The organism is Enterococcus sp. ARL09-542 (assembly GCF_005234805.1).
GTDB classification, from domain to species: domain Bacteria; phylum Bacillota; class Bacilli; order Lactobacillales; family Enterococcaceae; genus Enterococcus_D; species Enterococcus_D gallinarum.
Genome location: NZ_QPQX01000001.1, coordinates 326,960 through 348,309, shown reverse-complemented (window position 1 = coordinate 348,309; position 21,350 = coordinate 326,960). Strand labels below are relative to the sequence as shown.

The 21,350-nt window shown below is 40.6% G+C and carries 19 protein-coding genes; 4 read left to right on the top strand and 15 right to left on the bottom strand.

Translation table 11 applies throughout. The features are described 5' to 3' along the window. The first annotated feature begins 19 nt into the window (after window positions 1-19). The 3 genes from DVW06_RS01600 to DVW06_RS01590 all read left to right on the top strand — a co-directional run bounded on the left by DVW06_RS01600 (window position 20) and on the right by DVW06_RS01590 (window position 2,196). On the top strand, window positions 20-997 hold the full coding sequence (locus DVW06_RS01600; protein WP_086269064.1) for an ABC transporter substrate-binding protein: 978 nt from the start codon (window positions 20-22) through the stop codon (window positions 995-997). 193 nt (window positions 998-1,190) lie between these two features. Next, window positions 1,191-1,556 (top strand): arsenic metallochaperone ArsD family protein, encoded by a 366-nt coding sequence (locus DVW06_RS01595; protein ID WP_003125889.1) that lies wholly within the window; start codon window positions 1,191-1,193, stop codon window positions 1,554-1,556. A 100-nt stretch (window positions 1,557-1,656) separates the two neighbouring features. Further along, on the top strand, window positions 1,657-2,196 hold the full coding sequence (locus DVW06_RS01590) for a serine acetyltransferase (protein ID WP_005470804.1): 540 nt from the start codon (window positions 1,657-1,659) through the stop codon (window positions 2,194-2,196). Between the two features lie 4 nt (window positions 2,197-2,200). Here DVW06_RS01590 and DVW06_RS01585 read toward each other — a convergent pair whose 3' ends face one another. Both DVW06_RS01585 and DVW06_RS01580 read right to left on the bottom strand, forming a co-directional pair. Next, complete coding sequence (locus tag DVW06_RS01585; RefSeq protein WP_081131522.1) at window positions 2,201-2,815, bottom strand: CPBP family intramembrane glutamic endopeptidase; 615 nt, start codon at window positions 2,813-2,815, stop codon at window positions 2,201-2,203. A gap of 220 nt (window positions 2,816-3,035) precedes the next feature. Continuing rightward, window positions 3,036-3,698, bottom strand: a complete 663-nt coding sequence (locus tag DVW06_RS01580) for a YczE/YyaS/YitT family protein (RefSeq protein WP_029486542.1) — start codon at window positions 3,696-3,698, stop codon at window positions 3,036-3,038. A gap of 87 nt (window positions 3,699-3,785) precedes the next feature. Here DVW06_RS01580 and DVW06_RS01575 point away from each other — a divergent pair, with 87 nt between their 5' ends. After that, the gene (locus DVW06_RS01575) at window positions 3,786-4,445 is read left to right on the top strand and encodes a cyclic nucleotide-binding domain-containing protein (RefSeq protein ID WP_029486541.1); all 660 of its coding nucleotides are present in this window, start codon (window positions 3,786-3,788) and stop codon (window positions 4,443-4,445) included. Between the two features lie 52 nt (window positions 4,446-4,497). Here the strand turns inward: DVW06_RS01575 and DVW06_RS01570 are convergent, their stop codons facing one another. The 13 genes from DVW06_RS01570 to DVW06_RS01510 form a co-directional block, all read right to left on the bottom strand. Then, on the bottom strand, window positions 4,498-5,940 hold the full coding sequence (locus DVW06_RS01570) for a glycoside hydrolase family 32 protein (protein ID WP_003125880.1): 1,443 nt from the start codon (window positions 5,938-5,940) through the stop codon (window positions 4,498-4,500). A 29-nt stretch (window positions 5,941-5,969) separates the two neighbouring features. Continuing rightward, window positions 5,970-7,391, bottom strand: a complete 1,422-nt coding sequence (locus DVW06_RS01565; protein ID WP_002328679.1) for a PTS transporter subunit EIIC — start codon at window positions 7,389-7,391, stop codon at window positions 5,970-5,972. A 379-nt stretch (window positions 7,392-7,770) separates the two neighbouring features. After that, on the bottom strand, window positions 7,771-8,769 hold the full coding sequence (locus DVW06_RS01560) for a LacI family DNA-binding transcriptional regulator (RefSeq protein WP_137264329.1): 999 nt from the start codon (window positions 8,767-8,769) through the stop codon (window positions 7,771-7,773). A 164-nt stretch (window positions 8,770-8,933) separates the two neighbouring features. After that, entirely contained in the window at window positions 8,934-10,244 is a 1,311-nt protein-coding gene (locus DVW06_RS01555; protein WP_137264328.1) for an NCS2 family permease, read from the bottom strand. A 367-nt stretch (window positions 10,245-10,611) separates the two neighbouring features. After that, entirely contained in the window at window positions 10,612-11,211 is a 600-nt protein-coding gene (locus DVW06_RS01550) for an NUDIX hydrolase N-terminal domain-containing protein (protein ID WP_137264327.1), read from the bottom strand. Window positions 11,212-11,326: 115 nt separating this feature from the next. After that, window positions 11,327-12,373, bottom strand: coding sequence for an FUSC family protein (locus DVW06_RS01545; RefSeq protein ID WP_003125870.1), 1,047 nt, complete (start codon window positions 12,371-12,373; stop codon window positions 11,327-11,329). 446 nt (window positions 12,374-12,819) lie between these two features. Then, complete coding sequence (locus tag DVW06_RS01540) at window positions 12,820-14,076, bottom strand: NAD(P)H-dependent oxidoreductase (RefSeq protein ID WP_137264326.1); 1,257 nt, start codon at window positions 14,074-14,076, stop codon at window positions 12,820-12,822. Between the two features lie 21 nt (window positions 14,077-14,097). Continuing rightward, a complete protein-coding gene (locus DVW06_RS01535) occupies window positions 14,098-14,703 on the bottom strand; it encodes an NADPH-dependent FMN reductase (RefSeq protein ID WP_021150173.1) in 606 nt (201 codons plus the stop codon). 3 nt (window positions 14,704-14,706) lie between these two features. After that, a complete protein-coding gene (locus DVW06_RS01530; protein WP_003125867.1) occupies window positions 14,707-15,663 on the bottom strand; it encodes an FAD:protein FMN transferase in 957 nt (318 codons plus the stop codon). Window positions 15,664-15,919: 256 nt separating this feature from the next. Continuing rightward, window positions 15,920-16,768: a helix-turn-helix domain-containing protein gene (locus DVW06_RS01525; RefSeq protein WP_021150175.1), complete on the bottom strand. Its 849-nt coding sequence runs from the start codon at window positions 16,766-16,768 to the stop codon at window positions 15,920-15,922. Window positions 16,769-16,900: 132 nt separating this feature from the next. Then, a complete protein-coding gene (locus DVW06_RS01520; protein WP_081842106.1) occupies window positions 16,901-17,602 on the bottom strand; it encodes a deoxynucleoside kinase in 702 nt (233 codons plus the stop codon). Between the two features lie 769 nt (window positions 17,603-18,371). After that, a complete protein-coding gene (locus DVW06_RS01515) occupies window positions 18,372-19,595 on the bottom strand; it encodes an amidohydrolase family protein (RefSeq protein WP_137264325.1) in 1,224 nt (407 codons plus the stop codon). A gap of 19 nt (window positions 19,596-19,614) precedes the next feature. Continuing rightward, window positions 19,615-20,925, bottom strand: coding sequence for a citrate transporter (locus DVW06_RS01510; RefSeq protein ID WP_369915129.1), 1,311 nt, complete (start codon window positions 20,923-20,925; stop codon window positions 19,615-19,617). Window positions 20,926-21,350: the final 425 nt, after the last annotated feature.

Below are 21,350 nucleotides of genomic sequence, written 5' to 3'. Positions count from 1 at the left end.
TAAGAAAGAGGAACGAAAAATGAAAAAAACGATTTTATTTACTTGCTTATCATTATTGGCTTTAGGAGTTGCTGCTTGCGGAAACAATTCAGATTCCACTTCAGAAACTAAGACAACTGACACCTCTGCGACAACTGCTGAAGTGACCGATCAAACGTTGAATGTGGGGATTTTACCAGCAGAATCTGCGATTCCAATTATTCTGGCCAAAGAAGAAGGCTATTTTAAAGATTTAGGTCTAAATGTAGAAATCAAATCTTTTACTTCTCCAAATGATCGCAATGTTGCCGTACAAGCCAAAGAATTGGACGCAACTATCAGTGATGTGATGACAGAAGCGACGTTTAAGCAAAATGGCATTGACATGACAATCACTTCGGACATTCTAGAAGACTTTAAAGTCTTAGCTTCGCCAAATTCAGGCATCTCTGAAATGAAAGGATTGGCTGATAAAAAAATTACCCTTGTACCGAACTTCATTTTAGAATACATCATGGACCAGTTTGCTGCTGAAAATGATTTTACTTATCAAATCGTTGACATTGCTTCTTTTGCGGCTCGTTCTGAGGCACTATTAAGCGATCAAGTTGATGGTGCTGTCTACACAGAACCGCAAGCGAGTATGTTAGCCGCTCAAGGTGCAATTGTTTTGGGCAGTTCCAAAGAAGCTGGCATCAAAGGTGGTACCTTGCAATTTATGACTGATGTGGTAAAAGATCGACCACAAGATGTTGCCGCATTTTATCAAGCTTACGATCAAGCCATCGATTATATGAACAGACACAAAGCTTCTGAATATGCTGATATCTTAGCCGACTATCAGTTCCCAGATGCCATGAGTACTTACTTAGATAGCCAAAAAGAAGACTATCCTTATGCTGCCAAAGTCCCACAGGACCAACTAGACAAAATCGTGGCTTGGACTAAAGACAAAGGACAAATTGATCAAGCTTACACTTATGATGAATTGACTGATTTTAGTTTCTTAGCGAACTAATTCCTGATCACTTATTACACAAAACCAATACTCGAATCCATCAAAGCCAGTGCTGTGATAGATTCGAGTGTTTTTTATCCAGCCATTATTTGACGGATGCTCGGTCACCGAGTATCATTCACTAAAGGGTTGTGAGCGATGAAAACTACTTTATCTGTTCGTTTCACTACATAAGAAAGGGAGAAAATATACCATGCCCAAAATTGATCTTTATTTACTGCAAAAGCCAGAAGAGACACAATTTTATGACTATTTACCTCAATCGGAGTCTTGGCACAGCGCCTATAAACAACTTCATGGTGAATCCTTGGTGATTCATTCTTCTGTTTTGACTGAAAGCATTCTGCCTTTCATTACTCACCCACTTGTATTGGAACTTCTAGAGCAAGAAGATCTCGCGTGCTTGCCTTTAGTTTTTGCAGAAAACAACCTTTATTGTAAGGGGCGTCTTCCTACGCTCACCGAATGGGAAGAATTGACACACGTTGGTATTTCGATTCAGGAATTAGATGAATCACCGAGCGCCACGAAAACAGCGGTCTATCATGATCTTATATGATGGGGAAAACTATCTGCTAAACTGTCGTTGGTAAGCCTTCTCCTGATGAAAGATTCGGTCTTTATAGCTATAAAAAACAACTATGAATGAGAGTGAAATTATGGAAACGATGACTTTTGAAGAATTAATCCAAATCAACTGTTTTTCTGAAGAAAAAGAAGAACGAAAGAAAGCAGCTGAATTATTAGAATATCGTTATGGCTGCGAGATTCGTTGTGGTGAGATGGACAAAAGTGTCCGCTTTGCTCACCATGCTCGCGGCTGTACGATCATTGCTGCGAAACTTTGCGCCAATGTTGTGATTTTCCAGAATGTAACGATTGGTTCAAATCAGCGGTTTAACCGGAAAAAGAATGCCTGGGAAAATCTGGGCACACCTATTTTAGCAGAAAATGTAATCGTTGCAGATGGTGCCAAAATTCTTGGCCCAGTCATCATCGGTGAAAATTCTGTGATTGGAGCAGGCGCCATTATTACCAAAGACATTCCTGCCAATAGTGTAGCCTTTGGCGTCAATCAGTACAAACCAAAAAATCCCGACTTCGATCTTATCATCAATGACCAAAATATCCCTGGAGAAGAGATCATGCGGATCAACGCAGAACGCGTAGCCGCATTTAATCAGCAAAATCAACGCTAGCAGATCATCCGATTATCGCTAGCAAGACAACCAAGGAATTATAAACGATATGAGCAAACACAGACTCCCATGGATTTTTGTTGCGCAAATAGACGATTGTCAGCCAAAATCCAATAATAAAGTAAGGGTATAACAAAAAAATATTACCATTAGCATTAACAATATGGGCCCACGAAAACAACAAAAGACTGCACAATGTCGTAACAATTCTCAGCCATCTTTTTCTACCAGTATAAATAAGCGTATAGCGATAGAACATTTCTTCGAACAATGGGCCTACTACTAATGCCCCCAATAGTAAAGGAACGGTTCTCTGAGACGATGGATAATAAAAAGTCATTGATTGTTCACCTGGAAAGATAATCTGGTTGAAGAAAACCGTTGTTAAAAGAATCGCTACAAATGTCAGCAAGCCTATTTTTATCAATGAGAGAACCTTCAGTTCTTTTAAACGATCCAACAAATCCCTATAAAAAAGGATAACAAAGAAACAAAGCAACACTAGCTTGGCGCCCAACTCATGATAGCCCATTAAAAATTTCGCATAGGAAGAAGGAATTCCATGTATGGCTATTCCTTTCCAGATAACAAAAGCCAAAAGAAAAAGCAGTTTCTTCAAGTCTTCACCCCTTTTTGAGTAGTTTCACTAGAATTGCATGGTGCTTCGCTTCACAATTAACCTCTATCAGGATTCTTCTCGTTCCGTTCTTTCTCATGATTCTCTTTGGGTAGTTTTTAGATCATTCTCAGCATTTTTTTACTCACACTACAATTATACACTATGAAAAGGAATCAAAAAAACATTCATCCGAAAGAATGAATGTTAATCAGACATTTTTTTACTGAACAATGTCATTGACTGATTGGTTTTTTAGGAAGAACAGAAATGACCGTTCTCGCGACCAAGAGATAGCACCAGATAACAAGAATAAGCTAATGGCCGTTCCTTCCCTCACAACCAAAGGAAATGAAAAAGCTGTAGAAAGGCCGATTGAGATTATGACACACAGCACATCAACACTATACCGATATTGTTTGAAGGAAAAGCGACTTCTATCAGCCATCAGCTGACAAAAATTTTCAATAGGAAATTTCAAGTGATTGAGTCGCAACACTTGTCCCGTAGCGAGTCCTGAAATCAATGTCCCAATGATAAAACATGTGACTTGTGCCAAATAGTTTGGCACTATCAGTTTTGGCAGTAAGCCATATAAAATACCATTGACTAAATTGCCAAAGAAAAGCAATGCTGCCATCATAATCAAATAGTTGATCCATTTCCGATAACAGCTTTTTTGACTGTGGTCCAGAAACCAACAAGTGACTAAGAAGAGCAGATTGATGGCTGTCGTAATGGTTCCGACCTTGATACCTGTGATTGTGGATAGTGAGACATTCAATGAATTAAAGCTGCTTACACCAACAGCTGCTTTGATTGTCAAGCTGATCCCTAATGCGCTGATACCATAGAAAAACAGTGACCAAAAGAGGGTTCGTTTCATAAGAGATCTCCTTTCATTTGCTCCTCCTCCATTATGTGGTATGCTAAGAAAAACAACTAGGAGATTTCTCCTAGAAAGAGAGAAAAAATGAAACGAACCCTTTATCCTGTTGCCAAAAAGTTTCATCAATTGGACTTGCCTTTTTCCACTGGAACATTAGAACAGTCCTCTGTTTACGAGTTTTCTCACAACGAGATCATACAAGAAGAAGCCGGGACACTGACTCACTTGTACGTGATCCTTGAAGGAAAAGCAAAGATTATCAAGTCTCAAGCCAATGGCAAACGATCGATTTTACAATTTTTGCATTCCGGTGATTTCATCGGAGATCTGACCTTAGTGTCCGCTGAAAAAACGACCAAAGAAGTTTTAGCGATCGGTCCAACTGTTTGCTTGGCGCTTCCTATCGATCATGCCAAGCAAGTATTGATGCAAGACATTGATTTTGTCAAAATGATCAGTCAATATATTGGCGATAAATTAATTAGACGGATGGAACATTTCTCCATCAATCAGACTTACCAATTGAATTATCGTTTGGCGCTGCTGCTCTTGGAAGTAGCTGTAGCGGGAATTTATCAAGAAAAACTCACAGAAACAGCAGAATACCTTGGTGTCAGTTATCGGCACTTGACCTACACGTTAAAAACATTCAAAGAAAACGATTGTGTCTATCGTGAATCTAGGGGTTATCGCATCAATGAAGCAAACCTTAAGCAATTGATTCGATCGATGCAAAGCGAATAGACACGCTCTTTTCCTTCTATCACGCTTCTTTGCTGATTGCGCATGCTATTTGCTAATTTGAGAATGGCCACAGTTGAATAGCCAAACTGCCAGTCCCTGAGAAGACGATTTGGTCTTGCTCTTTTTGCGGATAAAGTCTGGAAGTAAAGGTATACTCTCCATTGTTTATGAACACTTCCATCGATGAAGTGTCCATAAACAGTTGGATCTGTCGTAATTCTGATAGTTGAATGCTTCTTTTTTTGCGTCCATAGCCGGAAGGCCCATGAGAAAGAGTAAAAATATGGCCATCATAAGAGAGAATCGTGTCTTGGCGCAAGAGAAGCTGCAGTTTTTTTGTCTGTTGGGTTAGCTCTACCTGCAGTTCGTAGACCTCTCCAGCTAATTTTGGAGCAGTAAAGCTATCCTTTAACTCGACATTCCAGAAGAAAGGCTTTCCACGTAATTTTTGATATTCTGGCAATGGTTGTTGGATCAATCGTTGCCCATTGAAACTCAGTTCTCGCGGCAATGTCGCCGCATGCTGCCATCCTCGAGTAACAGTGGGATTCGAGTATTCAGGACTTGTGTCCCCTAGTCCCATCCAGCCCCATAACAATCTGCGCCCTTTTTGATCCAAGAACGTTTGCGGAGCATAAAAATCAAACCCTCGATCCAATTCCACGAAATCCGATGTTGGCTTAAATTTCAAATTTTTCCAATCTACTTCCCCTAATAAGTAGCCAGACTGGTATAAATTATTGAAAGCATAAGCTTGCGGATCTACTCCCTGTGGTGAAAAAAGTAAAATATCTTGTCCGTCAAGTTGAAAGAAATCGGGACATTCCCACATATAACCAAGGGAATAATCATCCCCTAAAAATATCCCTTGATAGGTCCATTGTGAAAGATCCTCTGACTGATAGATCAAAATCTTTCCTTCACTTTCCCGAGTTCGAGCCCCTAAGATCATATAGTAACGGCCCTCTTTTTCAAATACTTTTGGATCACGGATATGATCGGTAAACCCTGCAGGATATGCTTCATGCGGGATCACTACTTCTTGTTTTTCAATCGAATATCCATCACTAATCACATGGACCGTATTTTGTTCTCTGCCACTAAAAGTATAATCATGGTCCCCTTCGTTTTTCACATTTCCTGTATAAAAGAAATGGATCTGATCATCCTTTACAATCGCACTGCCAGAAAATACACCATTTCGATCATACGAATGTTCTGGTGAAAGAAAAATTGCTTCTTCTTTGAAATCTACCAAATTGGTTGACGTTTTATGTCCCCAATGGGGTGCTTCTTTTCCTGCAGGATTTTGAGGAACATATTGATGGTAGAAATGATAAACCCCATTAAACTGACAAAGCCCATTGGGATCATTCATCCACCCAGTTTCCGGCATTAAATGAAAGTACAGTCGCCAGTTATCCTGAGCGATCTTTGCTTTTAGTTCCGATTGTTGTTCCAGCTCTTGCCAGGCTTCTTTTGCACACAAATCCATCCACCACTTTCTTCTCTACAATTTTTCCATTAATTCTCGGTTGCGCTTAACGTTTGAAGGTCATCCTCAATCGTTGTTTCTTCATTCAATTCATCGGAAATCTTTCTCCGCTGCAGTTGGACGCAGGCAAAGCCCACACTAAACGCAATGAGGATCACTGCAATGTATTTCAACATGGCGCCGAAATCTCCTGTATACAACAACAAACCAGGAATAAATGTAATGCCCATTCCTGTTGCTGCCAATTGAAAAACATACGTCATCAAGCCGCCGATGGCCCCCCCAACCATGCCAGAAGCAAAAATACGCAAGGACCGAAGATTGATCCCAAACAATAATGGTTCCGTGATCCCAAACAAGGTTGGTACAGCTGCACTAATGGCATTCGAGCGTTTGACTTTGTTTCGGTAAAGAAAAGCAGCTGCGATTGCTGCCCCAAATTGTCCTGCCATACTCGCTGTTCCTAGAACTTGCAAGACATTCTCTCCTGAAGTATTTAATAAACCAAGTTCGATGATGCTCAATGAATGATGCAAACCGGTGATAACAATCAATTGCTGAACCGCTGCATATAAGATATAGCCAATACCAAAAGGCGCTTGTACGAGGTAAACAATGCCGTTGATCACTGCTTTTTCTGCAACTTGCAAAATGGGACCTAATGCAAATAAAACTAATGTCAGCGTCACTACGATAGTCAGAAATGGGGTGACGACTAAATCCATCATTTGTGGAACAAATTTTCTAAATCCTTTTTCTAATTTGGAAACAAGCCAACCAACAATAATTGCGGGGAAAATCGAACCTTGATACCCTGAAATAGAAAGACCGAATAAATGAAGCGGCTGTGCATCGCCACTAGCAACTGCCCAAGCATTGGGTAACTGAGGAGCTACCATCATCAAACCAACAACGATCCCGATGATCGGATTACCGCCAAATTTTTTGGTGGCACTATAAGCAATCAATACAGGTAAGAAAGCAAAGGCTGTATCTGTCAGCATTTCAAAGAGCGCATACCAGTCCGCACTAAAAGGAACCCCTAATTCAACTAGCAGACCACGGATCCCCATCAAAAGTCCAGTTGTAACTAATGCCGGAATCAATGGCACCAACACATCAGAAAGAGTACGAACAACTTTCTGAACAGGCGTCAGATTGGAATAAACATCTTCTTTAAAGGCTGTCTGCTGCTCACCATCTTTACCCATTGTTTGAGCAAAAGCCTCATAAACTTCATTTACTTTTCCAGTCCCAAAAATAAACTGATGCTGTCCTGTATTAAAGAAATAACCTTTGCTTTCAGAAATGTTTTCTGCCTTCTTTTTGTCTAGCAACGCATCATTTTTCAAAATAATGCGTAGTCGAGTGGCACAATGCTCATAATTTTTAACGTTTTCCTTACCACCCACTGCTTGGAGCAACTGATCAATGATTTTCTGATCTTTCATTTTAATTTTCCTCCATTTCAACTCACTTTATTTTGTGGAACCGGTTCTACAAGAAGGATAACAGAAACCGTTTGCAAAATCAACCCGTTTTATCAAAAAAAGACTGTGACAAAGTCATCATCCAACAAGTTAAACCGAATCATATGCTATTGCGATAGATTCCTCGGACTTTTGCGACGAGGAGCCACTGCACCGCAGGAGCAATAATAGAGACTGTGACAAAGTCATCATCCAACAAGTTAAACCGAATCATATGCTATTGCGATAGATTCCTCGGACTTTTGCGACGAGGAGCCACTGCACCGCAGGAGCAATAATAGTTAAGGTTCGGATAGTGTTACTTGTCGGAGACTTATGGCACAGTCCCTTTCACGAATCATTATGGTATTTGTTCTATGGGAATCGTTGATTGTTTGATCACCAGTTGATTCGGTAACTTAATCAATTCTGGCACTTGAACTTTTTGGATCAACTTCTGGATCGTTTCCACCGCATCGACACCTAACTGGTGGTAAGGATAGTGAGTGGTCGTGATCGTCGGAAAGACATAATCCGTCGAATCATATCCACCGAAGCCGCTAAGGGAGAAATCCTCCGGCACTCGCAAGCCTAACTCATGCGCGGCTTTCAATACGGCAACAGCAATGTTGTCTGTGGCACAGGCTAAATAGGTCGCTTGATTCTCTTTTAGAAATAAGCGAGCTTTTTGATAGGTTTCACTTCTGGAAAAAGACGTTTCGATGAAAGATAATTTGGTCCCTTCCATTTGAGCGATCACATCCGTAAAGCCTTTTTTTCTCAAGATCCCTACTGCTTCGTCTTTTTCAGTCACTCCGATAAACAAAAAAGACCGATGGCCGAGTTCAATTGCATACTCTGCCAGTTTCTCTCCCGCACGATAATCATCATGGACAATCGAATGGACTCCTTGTAAGTGTTGACCCAACATCAGTACAGGAACGGTCAATTGCTGCAAGACTTGTGCTAGCTCACTCGTGATCTCTCTAGCCAGCATAATGATACCAGCAACCTTTTGCTTGACCAGCATCTCAATATTTTCTAATTCGCGTTCTTCATTTTGATTAGAATTCGTGATTAACAATTGATACCCATTCTTTCGAGCTGTTTCATCGATCCCTTCTAACACACTGTTGGTGGAAGGAGAATCCAGCCTAGGAATGATCACTCCCAACAGTTTTGTGTCTTGTGCTTTTAAACTGCGGGCAAACGTATTGGGCCGATAGCCGGTCTCTTCAATAATTGCATCAATTTTTTTACGTGTTTGCTCGCTAACATAGCCATTATTCAAATAGCGGGAAACGGTGCTTTTCGCAACGCCTGCTTTTTCAGCGATATCTTTAATCGTTACCGTTACCATAGTCACCCTACTTTGCTTTTTCTTTTATTATACCAAGAACTGAAACAAAAATAAGCACTGATTCTCTTTCGGATGCCATTCACTTCATCAAAAGATAGGAAGCCACAAAAAAAGATGCTTGCTACTCATGAAAGAGCTAGCAAGCATCCGTTTATTTCTCGTGATCAAACGTTCAAGATCCACATAAAACCAATAAAGACAAAGAATAACACATACATGATCGGTGAAACTTCTTTACCACGTTTGGCCGCAATCATTGTGATTGGATAGAAAATGAAACCTAGCGCGATCCCGTCAGAAATACTATAAGTCAAAGGCATGCCTAATAAAATCAGAAAAGAAGGAATCGCGATTTCCATTTCATGCCATTTGATTTCTTTTAGTGATTGCGCCATCAGTACTCCGACAATAATCAATGCTGGTGCTGTAACCTGAGAGGTCACTACTGATAAAAGCGGAGAAAAGAATAGACCAAACAAAAAGAAAATACCTGTGGTCACAGCTGTTAGTCCAGAACGACCGCCGACAGCGATCCCTGCTGAAGATTCCACATATGCGCCTACTGGAGAAGTTCCTAGTAATGATCCTGCCAACATCGCTGTCGAATCTGACGCTAATGCTTTCCCCACTCGAGGCATCTTATTGTCTTTCATGAAACCTGCTTGATTGGCTAAACCAACTAACGTACCGGCAGTATCAAAGAAAGTGACTAGTAAGAATGTTAGGACAACGACCCACATTTGCAATGTGTTGATGTCACCGACATGCTTCAATGCGACTAAAAAAGTCGACGACATACTAGGTGCTGCCGAAACGATCGAACTTGGTGCGTGGATCAAACCTGTCACTAAACCAAGAATGGTCGTCGCTGCCATCCCAATGAAAATCCCGCCAGGTACTCGACGAACCATCAACACAGCCGTAATGACCATGCCAAAGATCGTTAACCATGTCGTACCTACACTCAATGATCCTAAGGCAACTAACGTTGAATCGTCGGAAACAATGATCCCACCTTCACTAAGACCAAGGAAAGCAATGAACAAGCCTATCCCACCAGAAATAGCATATTTCAAGTCGGAAGGAATCGCATCAATGATCATTTCACGAAGTTTAAAAATCGTGATTGCAATAAAAATCAGCGAAGCGACAAAAACACCGGCTAGTGCCGTTTGCCAAGGCACACCCATCCCGATACAGACTGAATAAGAAAAGAACGCGTTGATTCCTAACGCAGGAGCTGTCGCAATCGGGTATTTTGCCAAGACTCCCATCAAAATACATCCGAGGGCACTTGCTAATGCTGTGGCTGTAAAGACCGCTCCCTCATCCATACCAGAAGCACCAAGGACCATTGGATTGACAAAAAGAATATAGGCCATTGAAATAAATGTCGTGAATCCAGCCAAGAGTTCCCGCTTGATGGTCGTGTTGAGCTCATCAAGCCCAAAATAAGAGTGAAGCACATTTTTCATTTTTTGAATCCTCCATTATTCAAATAGGCGCGATTATTTTCCCTCTGAATCCTTAATAAAACAACGAAATCAATGATATACCAACTTTTCCTCCAAGTAAATAAACTTTTCTAAAAATTTCAGAACTATTTTCATTTTCATTTAAGATGCTAAAACCGCTTATTTCCCATACACAGTGCCTCATACTCGTTATGCTTCGATTGTACCACTTGAATAGTAAAAACAAAAAAAGTCTGTACTGTCAGAAACAAAAATAGGCAGCCAAAGAACGATCATCTTTTCCGCAGAAAAGCCAATCCTACCTGACAGAAAGATCCTATCAGGATTTCTTTTGCTGACCTATTGGTTAAACTGTTTTTGTGAATGATCAATCCACAAAATTTTGCTCTTCCTCAATCAAAATCTTTAATTGTTCTGCTGTCGTTCGTTTCATTGACAACGGCGGCAACTCTTCCAACGTAAAAAAGCCACTGGCAGAGGTTTCACTGTTCGTCACAAAAGAACCTTCTTTGATCGAACAGGCAAAAACTAATTTATAATATTGAAACAATTGTGGAATGTCTTTGCGCAGATTAGTATCAAATACTGCACAAAGTTTGTCAACTTCAACAACTAATCCTGTCTCTTCCAACACTTCTTTTATAACGTTTTCTTTGGGTGAGAAACCGACTTCTGCATAGCCACCCGGTAAAGACCACTCTTTTGTATGAATGTCTTCCACTAATAAGACTTTGTTATCCTGACGAATCAATGCTCGAACATCAACTTTTGGTGTTGGATACCCCTCATTGGCATCTAGCACAAGTTTAAGCGTATCGGTTGTTTCTTTCGTCGATCGGCTCATCAATTTCACTAGAATTTCTTTCATTTCGACATAACGCTCTTGATCATAAATATCCTTGCCATAATAGATCCCAGCATCAGCGATTGCTAGCAATCGCTGATACTTCTCAAAAATCTCCTGCATCTGCTCCCCTCGCTTTGTGCTCTGTCATTCTCTCTTTATGATAAAGCAAATCCTGGCAGATAGAAAGCCAGACAGCACTAATTTCTAAAGTCAGCTAGCATTATTCAACAAGCAATCATTCTTTGCGATAGATCATGCTTTGCTGGATTTGCTTTAACGCAAAATCCATGAGAAAAATCAATCCCATAGCCAATAAACTACCGATCAATGTTCCCGAGAAACGCCAAGGAATCAGATGGAGTGGTACAAAACTACTGCCGATAGTCATCAAAAGCAGCACTTGCGGATTGGTAAAAAAGTTGGCGATCGTATAATTGACAGGCATGAAATATTCCGTCAATACATTCAATACAATCAAAATAGCAGCTTTTGCTTCTAATGGTAAATCCAGTGCCATGAGTAAGAAACCTAATAAGAGCCCAACTATTCCTCCTAGCACACGACCGATTGTTCTTTTTTTGATGTTTTCCATATGTTCGCCAGCGAGTACCGCGGCTGCAGAAATCAAGATCCAATAACCATTGCTTGCTCTCAACAGATATCCACTATAAGTAGCAATAAATAAAATCATCGAAAAATGCATCGCTTTTAGGATTATTTCCGGTTGGTGGTAAAGAGCGACATAATACTTATCTTTGAGAGAAAGCTGCTGAAAGCGATCTTTGGGTAAATGAAAAGGCAGCCTTTCTGCAGCGGAGATCAGCAACCCAGCCGCCAGAGAACCTACGATTCCATAAAGAAGATAGGAGCTTTGATGAAGAATCGCCAGTAAAGCAGCTGTCACATTCTGTGTTTGATGGTGAAAATTGAATCCCGTTGCGTAGAGCATCAGTACAAAGAAATAATCTGGTTTTGGCAAGCGGTAGATTTTGGAAAGTAAAAAAGCCGTGAAGGATAAGCAGCCGATAATAAACGGTGCACTCCAAGGAATCAATGAAGTAATCGCCCCTAAAATAAAAGCACTCAACAATGCAAAACCGTGGATCAGGATTGCTTTTATATTGTAACTGAAGGAACGGTGCTGAAAAGCCAAATAAGAAAAAGCTCCCATGGCTCCAACAGAACAAATCATGGGGTCTTTGGAAAGAATCCCAGTAATCAAAGGAACGCCCATTGCGATGCCAGAGCCCAATGGACGTAATAGTTTGGTAGTTAAATTCATGACATTCCTCCTCTAGCCCCTATTGGGAGCGACATCTTTTATAAGTGGTTGTTTGGGAAAAAATTAGTATGTAAATGATCAGAAGAAAACAAGATCTTCAATGAAAAACACGGCATAACTGATGAAGCAAGCTATAGAAGATGAAAGATTTTTAACAATGGAAAAACAAGCAGCGACTTTCTAGCAGAGAAGCAACGGCCTCCCTATCAATTATAGGAATGAAAATCGAAATATGCAAATTTTTCAAGAAAGTTTCGTGAATCACTTGATCTCAGTTAATCTATCAGAAAAGACGATGCTCTCTCATTGCCGTCAATTATGCGGTTCAAGTGATATAAAAAAGATCAAAACTATTCTGGAGCAAACAAGAAGTTGCACTCAGTAAGTTTTGATCGAATCATTTTATTCCTCTATCTCCTTTAGGATAGGAAAAATTTAGTCCTCTTTTATTTTACAGATGCACTAGAAACAGCATCGACTACGACAGCCTCTGACGCACCAGTTGTCGTAGCTGACTCTGCGTTATCTTCGTGGACAGAAGCACTGGTAACAGCATCTGAGTTCTCGTGAACAGAAGCGCTAGAGACAGCATCTTCGTTTCCCACCAATTTTTGACCGGTTTGTTGCAGATACCATTCAATGATTGGTTTGAAATCTAGAATATACTCGTTGATACCTGCATATTCGCCATTTTCATTATGCATGGCTTGGTAATTGTGGACAATGTATTTCTCTGGAACCTGTTTTGGTACATGAACCCGAACAGCATCTGTAGCGCCGCTGCGCAATTGTTGGATCACCCATTCCACATTTTTATATGATTTTTCAGGGTGACAGTTTGCTAATGGATTGCCCACCTGACCGGGAACACGAGCTGCCAACATTTCATGGGCTTCTTGACGCAAGTTATAATACAAGAATTGATTATTGCTATCCGCAAAGGTCAACTCCATCGGCATTGAATCTAAAAAATAATTGATTTGATCGACGGTCAATAATCCACGATTTAACTGAACATAAGTATTTCCAGAAACGGCCCCTACTGCTTCTGCAGCTTTCTCAAGCCATTGATCATCAGACATATCAACGCCTTCCACCGTTGTAGCGATCTTCCCAGTCGCATGTAAATCTTCTGGTGGCAATTGTTTAGGTCCAGCTAATGCAGAGACTACGTTAATAAATTTGACGAAGCTTGCTAACGTGCTGCCTAAAAAATCAATTGTTCGTTGATCGATCAGATTCCCATCTTCATCAAAAGCTTCTTTTGACTTTCCTAGTAAAAACTCATTCCCCGGCATCACAAGTGCATTGACTCCTGGGGCATCCAAGATTTGACGCAAATGCAACTGTGATCTGGAAGTTCCTTGATCATAATACGAAGCACCCACGACCATTACTGGCTTATTTTCAAGAGGATGAATCTTAAATGAAAGCCATTCCAAGACACTTTTCAGGCCTGCTGGTACTGTATGATTGTGCTCTGGTGTAGCAATGATTACGCCATCGGCTAAAATGATTTTTCGATTTAGTTGCTGGATCTCTGGACTGTTCGTTTGATCATCATCTTGATTGAATAATGGCAAATCTTTGATTTCGACCAGTTCCAAAGTAAAAAGTTCGGTGAATTGTTTTTTGATGAATGTTAATAATTTTCGATTGGTTGAAACTTCTGCTGTTGATCCGACGATACCGATTAATTTCATCTTTTCTATCTCCTATCGCAATTAAATGGTTTCCCAAGAAAAATTTTCTGCTTCACGTTTATTGGCTTGATGGGCATGTTGTAACTGACTTGTGATCGTCACAAACAAGAGAAAATCACTGAATAGTTCCCGCAATTTTGTTACTTGCTCTTCATCTTTCAGGCGTCCTTGTTCATCAAAAGCTTGCAATGAGTGCCCCAAAAGAAATTCTGAACTTGGCATGATCCGTGCTTTTAATTCCGGTGAATCTAAAATCTGCCGCAAATGAGCCTGTGCTCTGGAAGACCCTAGTGTGCCATACGACGCCCCTGTGATCATAACGGGCTTATCAACAAAAGGAAAAATACCATAAGAAAGCCAATTCAAGGCATTGATCAGCGAAGCTGGAACGGCGTGGTCATATTCTGGGGTACTGATGATCACGCCATCAGCAGCTTCAATTTTTTCTGCAATCCTTCTGACTGCTTCCGGCAACTCATGGTCTTCCGGCTTATTGAATAAGGGAAGACCGGCGATTTCGACAAGTTCGATCTCCGCTTCACTAGCAAAAAAGTTTTTCATGAAGTTTAACAAATCGCGATTCGTTGATCGTGATGAGTTGGTTCCTACTAAGCCTATAAATTTCATTTTTTATTCTTCCTTTCCAAAATAATTTTCTTTGATCCCTGACGTGTGGCAGACCCGATTCTCCCTTGTGACAAAGATTCCTTCGATTCCGGTCTGAGCTTTCAATTGATCCACCACTTGAACGATCGGTTTACCAAATAAACGAGTTGTCCAGATTTCTCCTTCCAACGATGACTTAGAAACAATGGTCAGACTCGCTAAGTCACTTTTGGTTGGAAAGCCTGTTTTTGGATCAATGATGTGATGATAAACGGATGCTCCTTGCTGTAAATAGCGTTCATAGATACCAGAAGTCACAAGAGAGGCATTCTTGACTTTGATGATCTCCAATGATTGCTGCCTTGTTCCTTGGGGGTCTCTTATACCTATACGCCAAAAACCATCCTGATGTTTTGGAGACGCGCCATAGGTCACGATATTACCACCTAAATTGATCAAAGCATAAACAGCATGGTTCTGATGACAGTACATTCGTAATTTATCAGCAATGTAGCCCTTAGCTAATGAACCGAGGTCTAGCAGCATTCCCTGTTTTTCCAAGAAGACACTTTGCTCTTCCTCATTCAGACGAATTTGTTGCGGGTCTGTCAATGGCAATAGTGCAGTTACTTCTGAGGGTGTGAGGACTTTTGCATCCGTAAATCCGATCCGCCATCTTTGGACAAGAGGACCAATCGCAATATTCAAGTGACTGTCTGCTGCGCAACTATGATATTTGCCGATTTTGATTAGCTCATAAAGTTCTGGATCGACGACCACAGGATGTTGACCAGCTGCGTGATTCACCGCCATCAATTCTGAGTGGGGATCGTTTGCGCTAAATCGTGTTTCATATTCATGCAGCAGGCGTTCTAATTCTGATAGCAACCACATTGGATCGTTATGGGCAACTTGTAATGTGATGGTTGTACCCATTCGATGAATGACCCTTGTTTCTTCTCGAAAAAAGTTTTCACCCATTTGTATCCCTTCTTTGATTCCAAAAATCAAACGACTCGCTAGCGAACCATCATTTTTGTTAGTATTTTCACAATCAGAGAATACTCCTTTAAAACATTTTTGTCAATATTATTATATATTTTTTTATATACAAAGCCGCGCTAATTTTATATAAAAAAAGAACAACCTTCGATCTTTCGTTGCTAGATCAAAGGTTGTTCCCTATAAAACGGATCAAAAATAACGACTCATTTTCATTTGCTTTAGTCATGCATCATTATAGCTGTTTTTTCATCTGATTTAACTCATTGATCAACAGCCGATTTTTGTTGATTTTTGCAAACGCAAGTGCATCTTGTATCAATTCTAGAATGACAGAAGCTGGTTCGCCGGCAGCTTGGGCATTTTTGGCCAACTGTGCAGCTGCACGGGCCAGATAATAGGTCAAATGATTCTCTGAGCAAATGGCGATCGCATAATTTAATAGTGCGTTGCTGGTTTCAAGATCATTCGTTTGCGCGTAAAAAACCCCGCAATGGAAAACGATATTCAAAACGCGCCAGATGTCTTCCGTTGTTTGGATGGGATACGTATAAATTTCGCTAAATACTTTATCGAAATATACTTCCGCTTTTTCCAACTCAGCTTCACGCGCATAAGCGATGCCGATCCCCGTGTAGGCCAGCAGTTGAAATACTGTGTCGGTCGTCTTTGACATCAGCAATTGATCAAAATGGAACAAGACATCCGTGAACGGCGCCTGGTTAAAAACCATCTCGAATCCTTTAAGATAATAATAACGAGCTCTTAAATCGGCGTCTTTGATCGTTTTGGGATCGATTTTCTCCAAAATTTGAGCCAATTGTTCAAATTCACTGGTAATCAGCGAAAATTCAGCTTTTTCTAGTTGTTCATCTAGTTGTGAATTCACCACATTGATTGAAGAAAAAAGATCCACTAAAGGCAGATTGATTCGATTGCATAACTTGATCAATATTTTCAAGGAAGGGACTTGTCCATTATTTTCAAACCTGCTCAGAGTTGCTTGTGTGCAAATACCCTCTGAAAGTTCTTTTTGTGACATCCCAACAGCCTTTCGTGCTGCAATAAATTTCTCTACATTCAATTGCCTTTCCCCTCTCTGCTTCAACTTTGGCAGCCATTCAGTATCGATATGATTTTAGCATGTTTTTTTGAAAACAGGCACCCTCTTTTGATTTTATTTTTCACTTGTGAAGGGGAAGACTCTATGGAACAATCACTTTTCTGAGAAATCGCCTTTTACGACAGCCCGCTGGGTTTGATAGCTTCCTTTCTCTTTTCCTGTACGTATCTCGGCTAGCTTTGTTTCGATCATTTTCATAATTTTGTTCAAGTTTTGAGGGTCTGCTACAAAATCTAGTTCATCCCCATCGATCTGCATTTTCGGACAGACATCAAAATTTTCATACCAAGCATCATAACGTTCGTTCAACAATTTGTAGTAATCATACAAACTTGGATCATTTGCCACCTGTTCATACGAACGTCCTCGCTTACCGATCCGATCGATCATAGTCTCCAAAGAAACTTTGATGTGGATCATCAAGTCTGGTTGTTTCATTGGGGCGGAGTCTTCCAACTCACGCAGCATCGTGTTCAATAAATTGTCGTATTGCTCGACTTCCATTGGTGAGATCCTTCCAAGATCTGCATTCAAATGAAACATCATGCTGTCTTCATAAATCGAACGGTCGATCACATTGTCATCGTGAGACAAGGCTTCCCGCATTGCAAGAAAACTTTTATTCAAAAAAAAGATTTGCAACAAAAAAGCATATCTTTCTGGATTTGAGTAGAACAATGGTAACACATCGTTGTCCTCAACATTTTCATAAAATGGTTTTGAAGCCATTTCCTTCGATAAAAAATCGGTCAAACTACTTTTACCTGCTCCAATCGTTCCTGCTATCAATAACACATGCATCCATCCTTCTTACTAAAATATCGTTGAGCCATCCTTGTCTCGCTTTTTCCCTCACTGATAAACCTAACACTGAAGCTGATTCAAAACGTAGGCGTATCTTTACATGGCATTTGGTTAGCAGCAAAATACTCATAAAAGACCTTGTTTACTGATTTCTCTTTGATAACAAAAGATTTCTCGCGACTAATGTCTCAGTGGCAACCTCTCTAGTGTATCAAATCCAGCAGGTATTACAAGATTGAAGGTCCTTTTCCCAATAACGGGCACTCTTCTGCTAACAGGTTGTCGTCTAAACTCGTGCGTTTCTCAGAGTCGTAATGGCGGATTCTTTATGCTTGTTTGCCTCACTTCGACACAAATCCCTGCTAAACGATTATGACAAAAACAGCGCTCCTTCCAAACTTCAAGATCCATTTTACCTAATCTTTAAAAAAAGTAAATACAATATATAGTGAACAGAGTGTAAGAAAAAGATTAAAAAATACTATATATTGTGAAGTAATGGTATCTAAAGGAAGGAAATATTCAGTCACTGCAGCTGATTTTGTTATTCATCCTTTCCCCCAAAAAACACAACACCTGCTCTCCTATCAGAAAAAAGAGCAGGTATTGTGTTTAGAATGTTGCTATTCCACTTCAATGGATCAGCAATCAGTCGTTTTTGTCCCCTTGAATCAAAAAACAAACTCTAGCTAGGATATATCCTTTGTGTCAGTGAACTGATTTGCGCCCCTTTCCACTAAAGAATATCTTTCCATGATCCTTAACGTAAGATTTCGATCGTTTTCTCGATTTTAACCGTTACACGACCGTTCTTGATCACATAAACCCGTTCGGGAATATCAATCAATGCATTGCTTTTCGACTTTGTATCTAACAATACAAGATCGGCTTTTTTACCAACAGCTAATCCATAATCAGCTAGTTTCAACGCTTTCGCCGTGTTGGTAGTGATCATCGGTAAAACCGTCGGCAAGTCGGCAGCCCCACCTAAGTGGGCAACTGGAACAGCTAGCATCGCAATCTGAATCAAGTCCCCATTCCCATAAGGTGTGAAGGCATTGCGGATGTTGTTGCTTCCTAAGCAGATATTTACACCACCATCTCTTAATTTGCGAATCGGAGTGACTGCACGACGCACATTATAAGGATCGTTTCTCGCCCCTAAATGAAGATCGGTGGCAGGCAATGGCATGACATTGATTTGTGCTTCCGCCATCAATGAGATGACTTCTGCTAATTTTTCAGGCGGCATCGCATGCAACGCGGTCAAATGACCTACGGAGACACGCCCGTGATAGCCTTCTTTAATGGTCTTCTCACACAGATAAACAATTGATGTCTCATCCGCTTCATCGGCGAAATCTTGATGGAGATCAATGTCTTTATCAAACTGTTTGGCAATCGAAAAAACCAAATCAATATGCTCATTGGCTGGTGCATCATTATAAGGAATTCCCCCTACAACGTCGGCACCTTTTTCCATTGCTTCGATCATCATCTTATCAGTACCAGGCGCCTTGAAGATTCCTTCTTGGGGAAATGCGACAACTTGCATATCAATCAAATCCTTGTATTCTTCTTTTAATCGCATGATTGTATCAAAGCCCGTAAATCTTTGGGCTGGATCAAACTCTGCATGAGTCCGCACAGCTGTCGTACCATGAACGATCAGCATCTCAAGTGCTTGTTTTGCCCGTTGGTATATGTCTTCCTCTGTGAAAGTTGGCTTTAATTTTGCAGTAACCGCGATAGCTTCTTGCAATGTGCCGGAATTGTTGGGTTCACGGTCAGCGATCAATGCTTTATCCAAATGAATATGGCTTTCTACAAGACCGGGAATCAGCACTCGTCCATTGGCTTCGATGGTCTCATTTGCAACTGTTTCGATGGATGGTGCGATCTCGACGATTTTGCCAGCAGTAATGCCAACGTCTTTTAACTCTTCTCCATCCTCGATTCTTGCTTGTTTAATTAGTAGATCCATTTCTTTTCCTCCCTCTTACTTACCCAAAAATCAAACCAATGAACAACAATATAATTGAAGCAAGACTTAGCCATTTCACATTTCCTTTGACCACATCCAAAATGGGGATTTGGAATCCTGAAGATAATGCTTGCATCGTGATGTTGACGAAACTCATTTGACTGCCTAAGCCCACGCCCATTGTGACAAAACCTAAAGCAATCGGTGGGAATCCTAGGGAAACGGCGACTGGCAAAACAAGTGTCAACACTGAGCCCACATACGCTCCAGCAGGAATGCCAATCAAGACTCCGGTTAAAATCGCCACAGGTACTACAACAAATTCCGGTGCATTTTGAGCTACCCCAGCAATGACGGCAAACGTTCCTGTTTGCGCAATGATATTGATGAATGCCAAGAAGATTCCCACTTGAAAAAGACGAGTCAGAATATACGTTGATCCATCTACCATTGCTTCCACCGATTGATTCATTGAAAAATCAGTACATAAGTAAATCAATGCTAATGTGATCACCATATAAACAAGCGGTGTGAAGAAAACAAAACCAATCAACTCATTGACTAGCGGGCCGAATATAACTGCAAAAAGCAAGAAAATCGCTGGTAATGTGATTTTGAACAACTCGCCATTACTTTTTGTTTCATATTCATTTTCTGCAGAAGCTTTAAAGCCGATGTGCCGGCGCTTCGTTCCCCAAAAAGCCAAAGCGATAGCTAACACGACAAACAACAACCAAAAAGGACGCATCTCAACAACATAAGAAGAAACGCTAAAGCCGCCCAGTTTGGAAACAATACTTGATTCTAAGGAGGCAGGAGAAGTTGTAAACGAGACAGCTGCCGCTAGCGACATGGCTGCAATCAATTCTGGAACCACTCCCACTGCTGCAAAAGCCAGTGGTGCGATCACCATTGCACTGCCGCCGCCAATACCAGACATATAAGTAGCTGCTGCAAGCAAAATGACAATAAATGCAGAAACATATTCTACCTTGCCTTTTGTTCCTCGTTTAGCCAAAGTCAAAGCTGCCGTATAGCTTCCCGCTTTGAAAACAGCCATTGCCACAGCAGAATTGATGATGGGGACAGTGATACTCAACATCGTTGGCACAGCTTCCAGCAGTTGCGTATTGGCTTCTGCTAAACTGATACCTCCGATGATCATTGCTAGTATACCAGCAACCAGTCCAGCAATGATCATATCTACCTTTCTAAATAAAAGAACTAAAACCAAGACCAATGGAACTAAAACCAAAATAGCTTTAAATCCTGTTGGTGCAACGATTTGGTCAATTGCTTCTTCAGCATGTACAGCAATGCCATAAAACATTCCTACAAACATAGCAGCAAGCAAAAAAACCCATTTTTTAAATGTTTTCATTTTTCCACGTCCTTTTTTGGATAAAAATAAATGCATTGAAAAAAACGAATGATTCAGTCTATTACGTAACTAGCAAAATAGGTTATTCCATTTAGAGAAACTCAAACGGGGCCTGCTTTCTCCTTTTATAAAACAATTACTGCCGATTACCTATTGAAATCAAAATGAGATCACTCTTAAAAAACTACCCCTTTCACTACTTGCTATTCAGCTACAAGTTCTCTGAGCCACTCCTCCCTAAGAATCATTCCCTGCACTGTCCACTACTAATAAACGGCCACAAGATGCCGTTGGTGAATCCTTTGAAGTTGTCGGACATACAAATACACCGCTTTTTTGTGGGAATGATTCTTCCTTTTCTCCTTTTCTGCCTA

Bases quoted from the DNA above. Each gene is read 5' to 3' on its own strand.
- DVW06_RS01565 (WP_002328679.1), bottom strand. From the start codon at position 7,391: ATGAAAGATCAGAAAATCATTGATCAGTTGCTCCAAGCAGTGGGTGGT.
- DVW06_RS01560 (WP_137264329.1), bottom strand. From the start codon at position 8,769: ATGGTAACGGTAACGATTAAAGATATCGCTGAAAAAGCAGGCGTTGCG.
- DVW06_RS01550 (WP_137264327.1), bottom strand. From the start codon at position 11,211: ATGCAGGAGATTTTTGAGAAGTATCAGCGATTGCTAGCAATCGCTGAT.
- DVW06_RS01595 (WP_003125889.1), top strand. From the start codon at position 1,191: ATGCCCAAAATTGATCTTTATTTACTGCAAAAGCCAGAAGAGACACAA.
- DVW06_RS01510 (WP_369915129.1), bottom strand. From the start codon at position 20,925: ATGTTTTATGGCATTGCTGTACATGCTGAAGAAGCAATTGACCAAATC.
- DVW06_RS01575 (WP_029486541.1), top strand. From the start codon at position 3,786: ATGAAACGAACCCTTTATCCTGTTGCCAAAAAGTTTCATCAATTGGAC.
- DVW06_RS01570 (WP_003125880.1), bottom strand. From the start codon at position 5,940: ATGGATTTGTGTGCAAAAGAAGCCTGGCAAGAGCTGGAACAACAATCG.
- DVW06_RS01600 (WP_086269064.1), top strand. From the start codon at position 20: ATGAAAAAAACGATTTTATTTACTTGCTTATCATTATTGGCTTTAGGA.
- DVW06_RS01545 (WP_003125870.1), bottom strand. From the start codon at position 12,373: ATGAATTTAACTACCAAACTATTACGTCCATTGGGCTCTGGCATCGCA.
- DVW06_RS01515 (WP_137264325.1), bottom strand. From the start codon at position 19,595: ATGGATCTACTAATTAAACAAGCAAGAATCGAGGATGGAGAAGAGTTA.
- DVW06_RS01535 (WP_021150173.1), bottom strand. From the start codon at position 14,703: ATGAAATTTATAGGCTTAGTAGGAACCAACTCATCACGATCAACGAAT.
- DVW06_RS01530 (WP_003125867.1), bottom strand. From the start codon at position 15,663: ATGGGTGAAAACTTTTTTCGAGAAGAAACAAGGGTCATTCATCGAATG.
- DVW06_RS01540 (WP_137264326.1), bottom strand. From the start codon at position 14,076: ATGAAATTAATCGGTATCGTCGGATCAACAGCAGAAGTTTCAACCAAT.
- DVW06_RS01555 (WP_137264328.1), bottom strand. From the start codon at position 10,244: ATGAAAAATGTGCTTCACTCTTATTTTGGGCTTGATGAGCTCAACACG.
- DVW06_RS01590 (WP_005470804.1), top strand. From the start codon at position 1,657: ATGGAAACGATGACTTTTGAAGAATTAATCCAAATCAACTGTTTTTCT.
- DVW06_RS01580 (WP_029486542.1), bottom strand. From the start codon at position 3,698: ATGAAACGAACCCTCTTTTGGTCACTGTTTTTCTATGGTATCAGCGCA.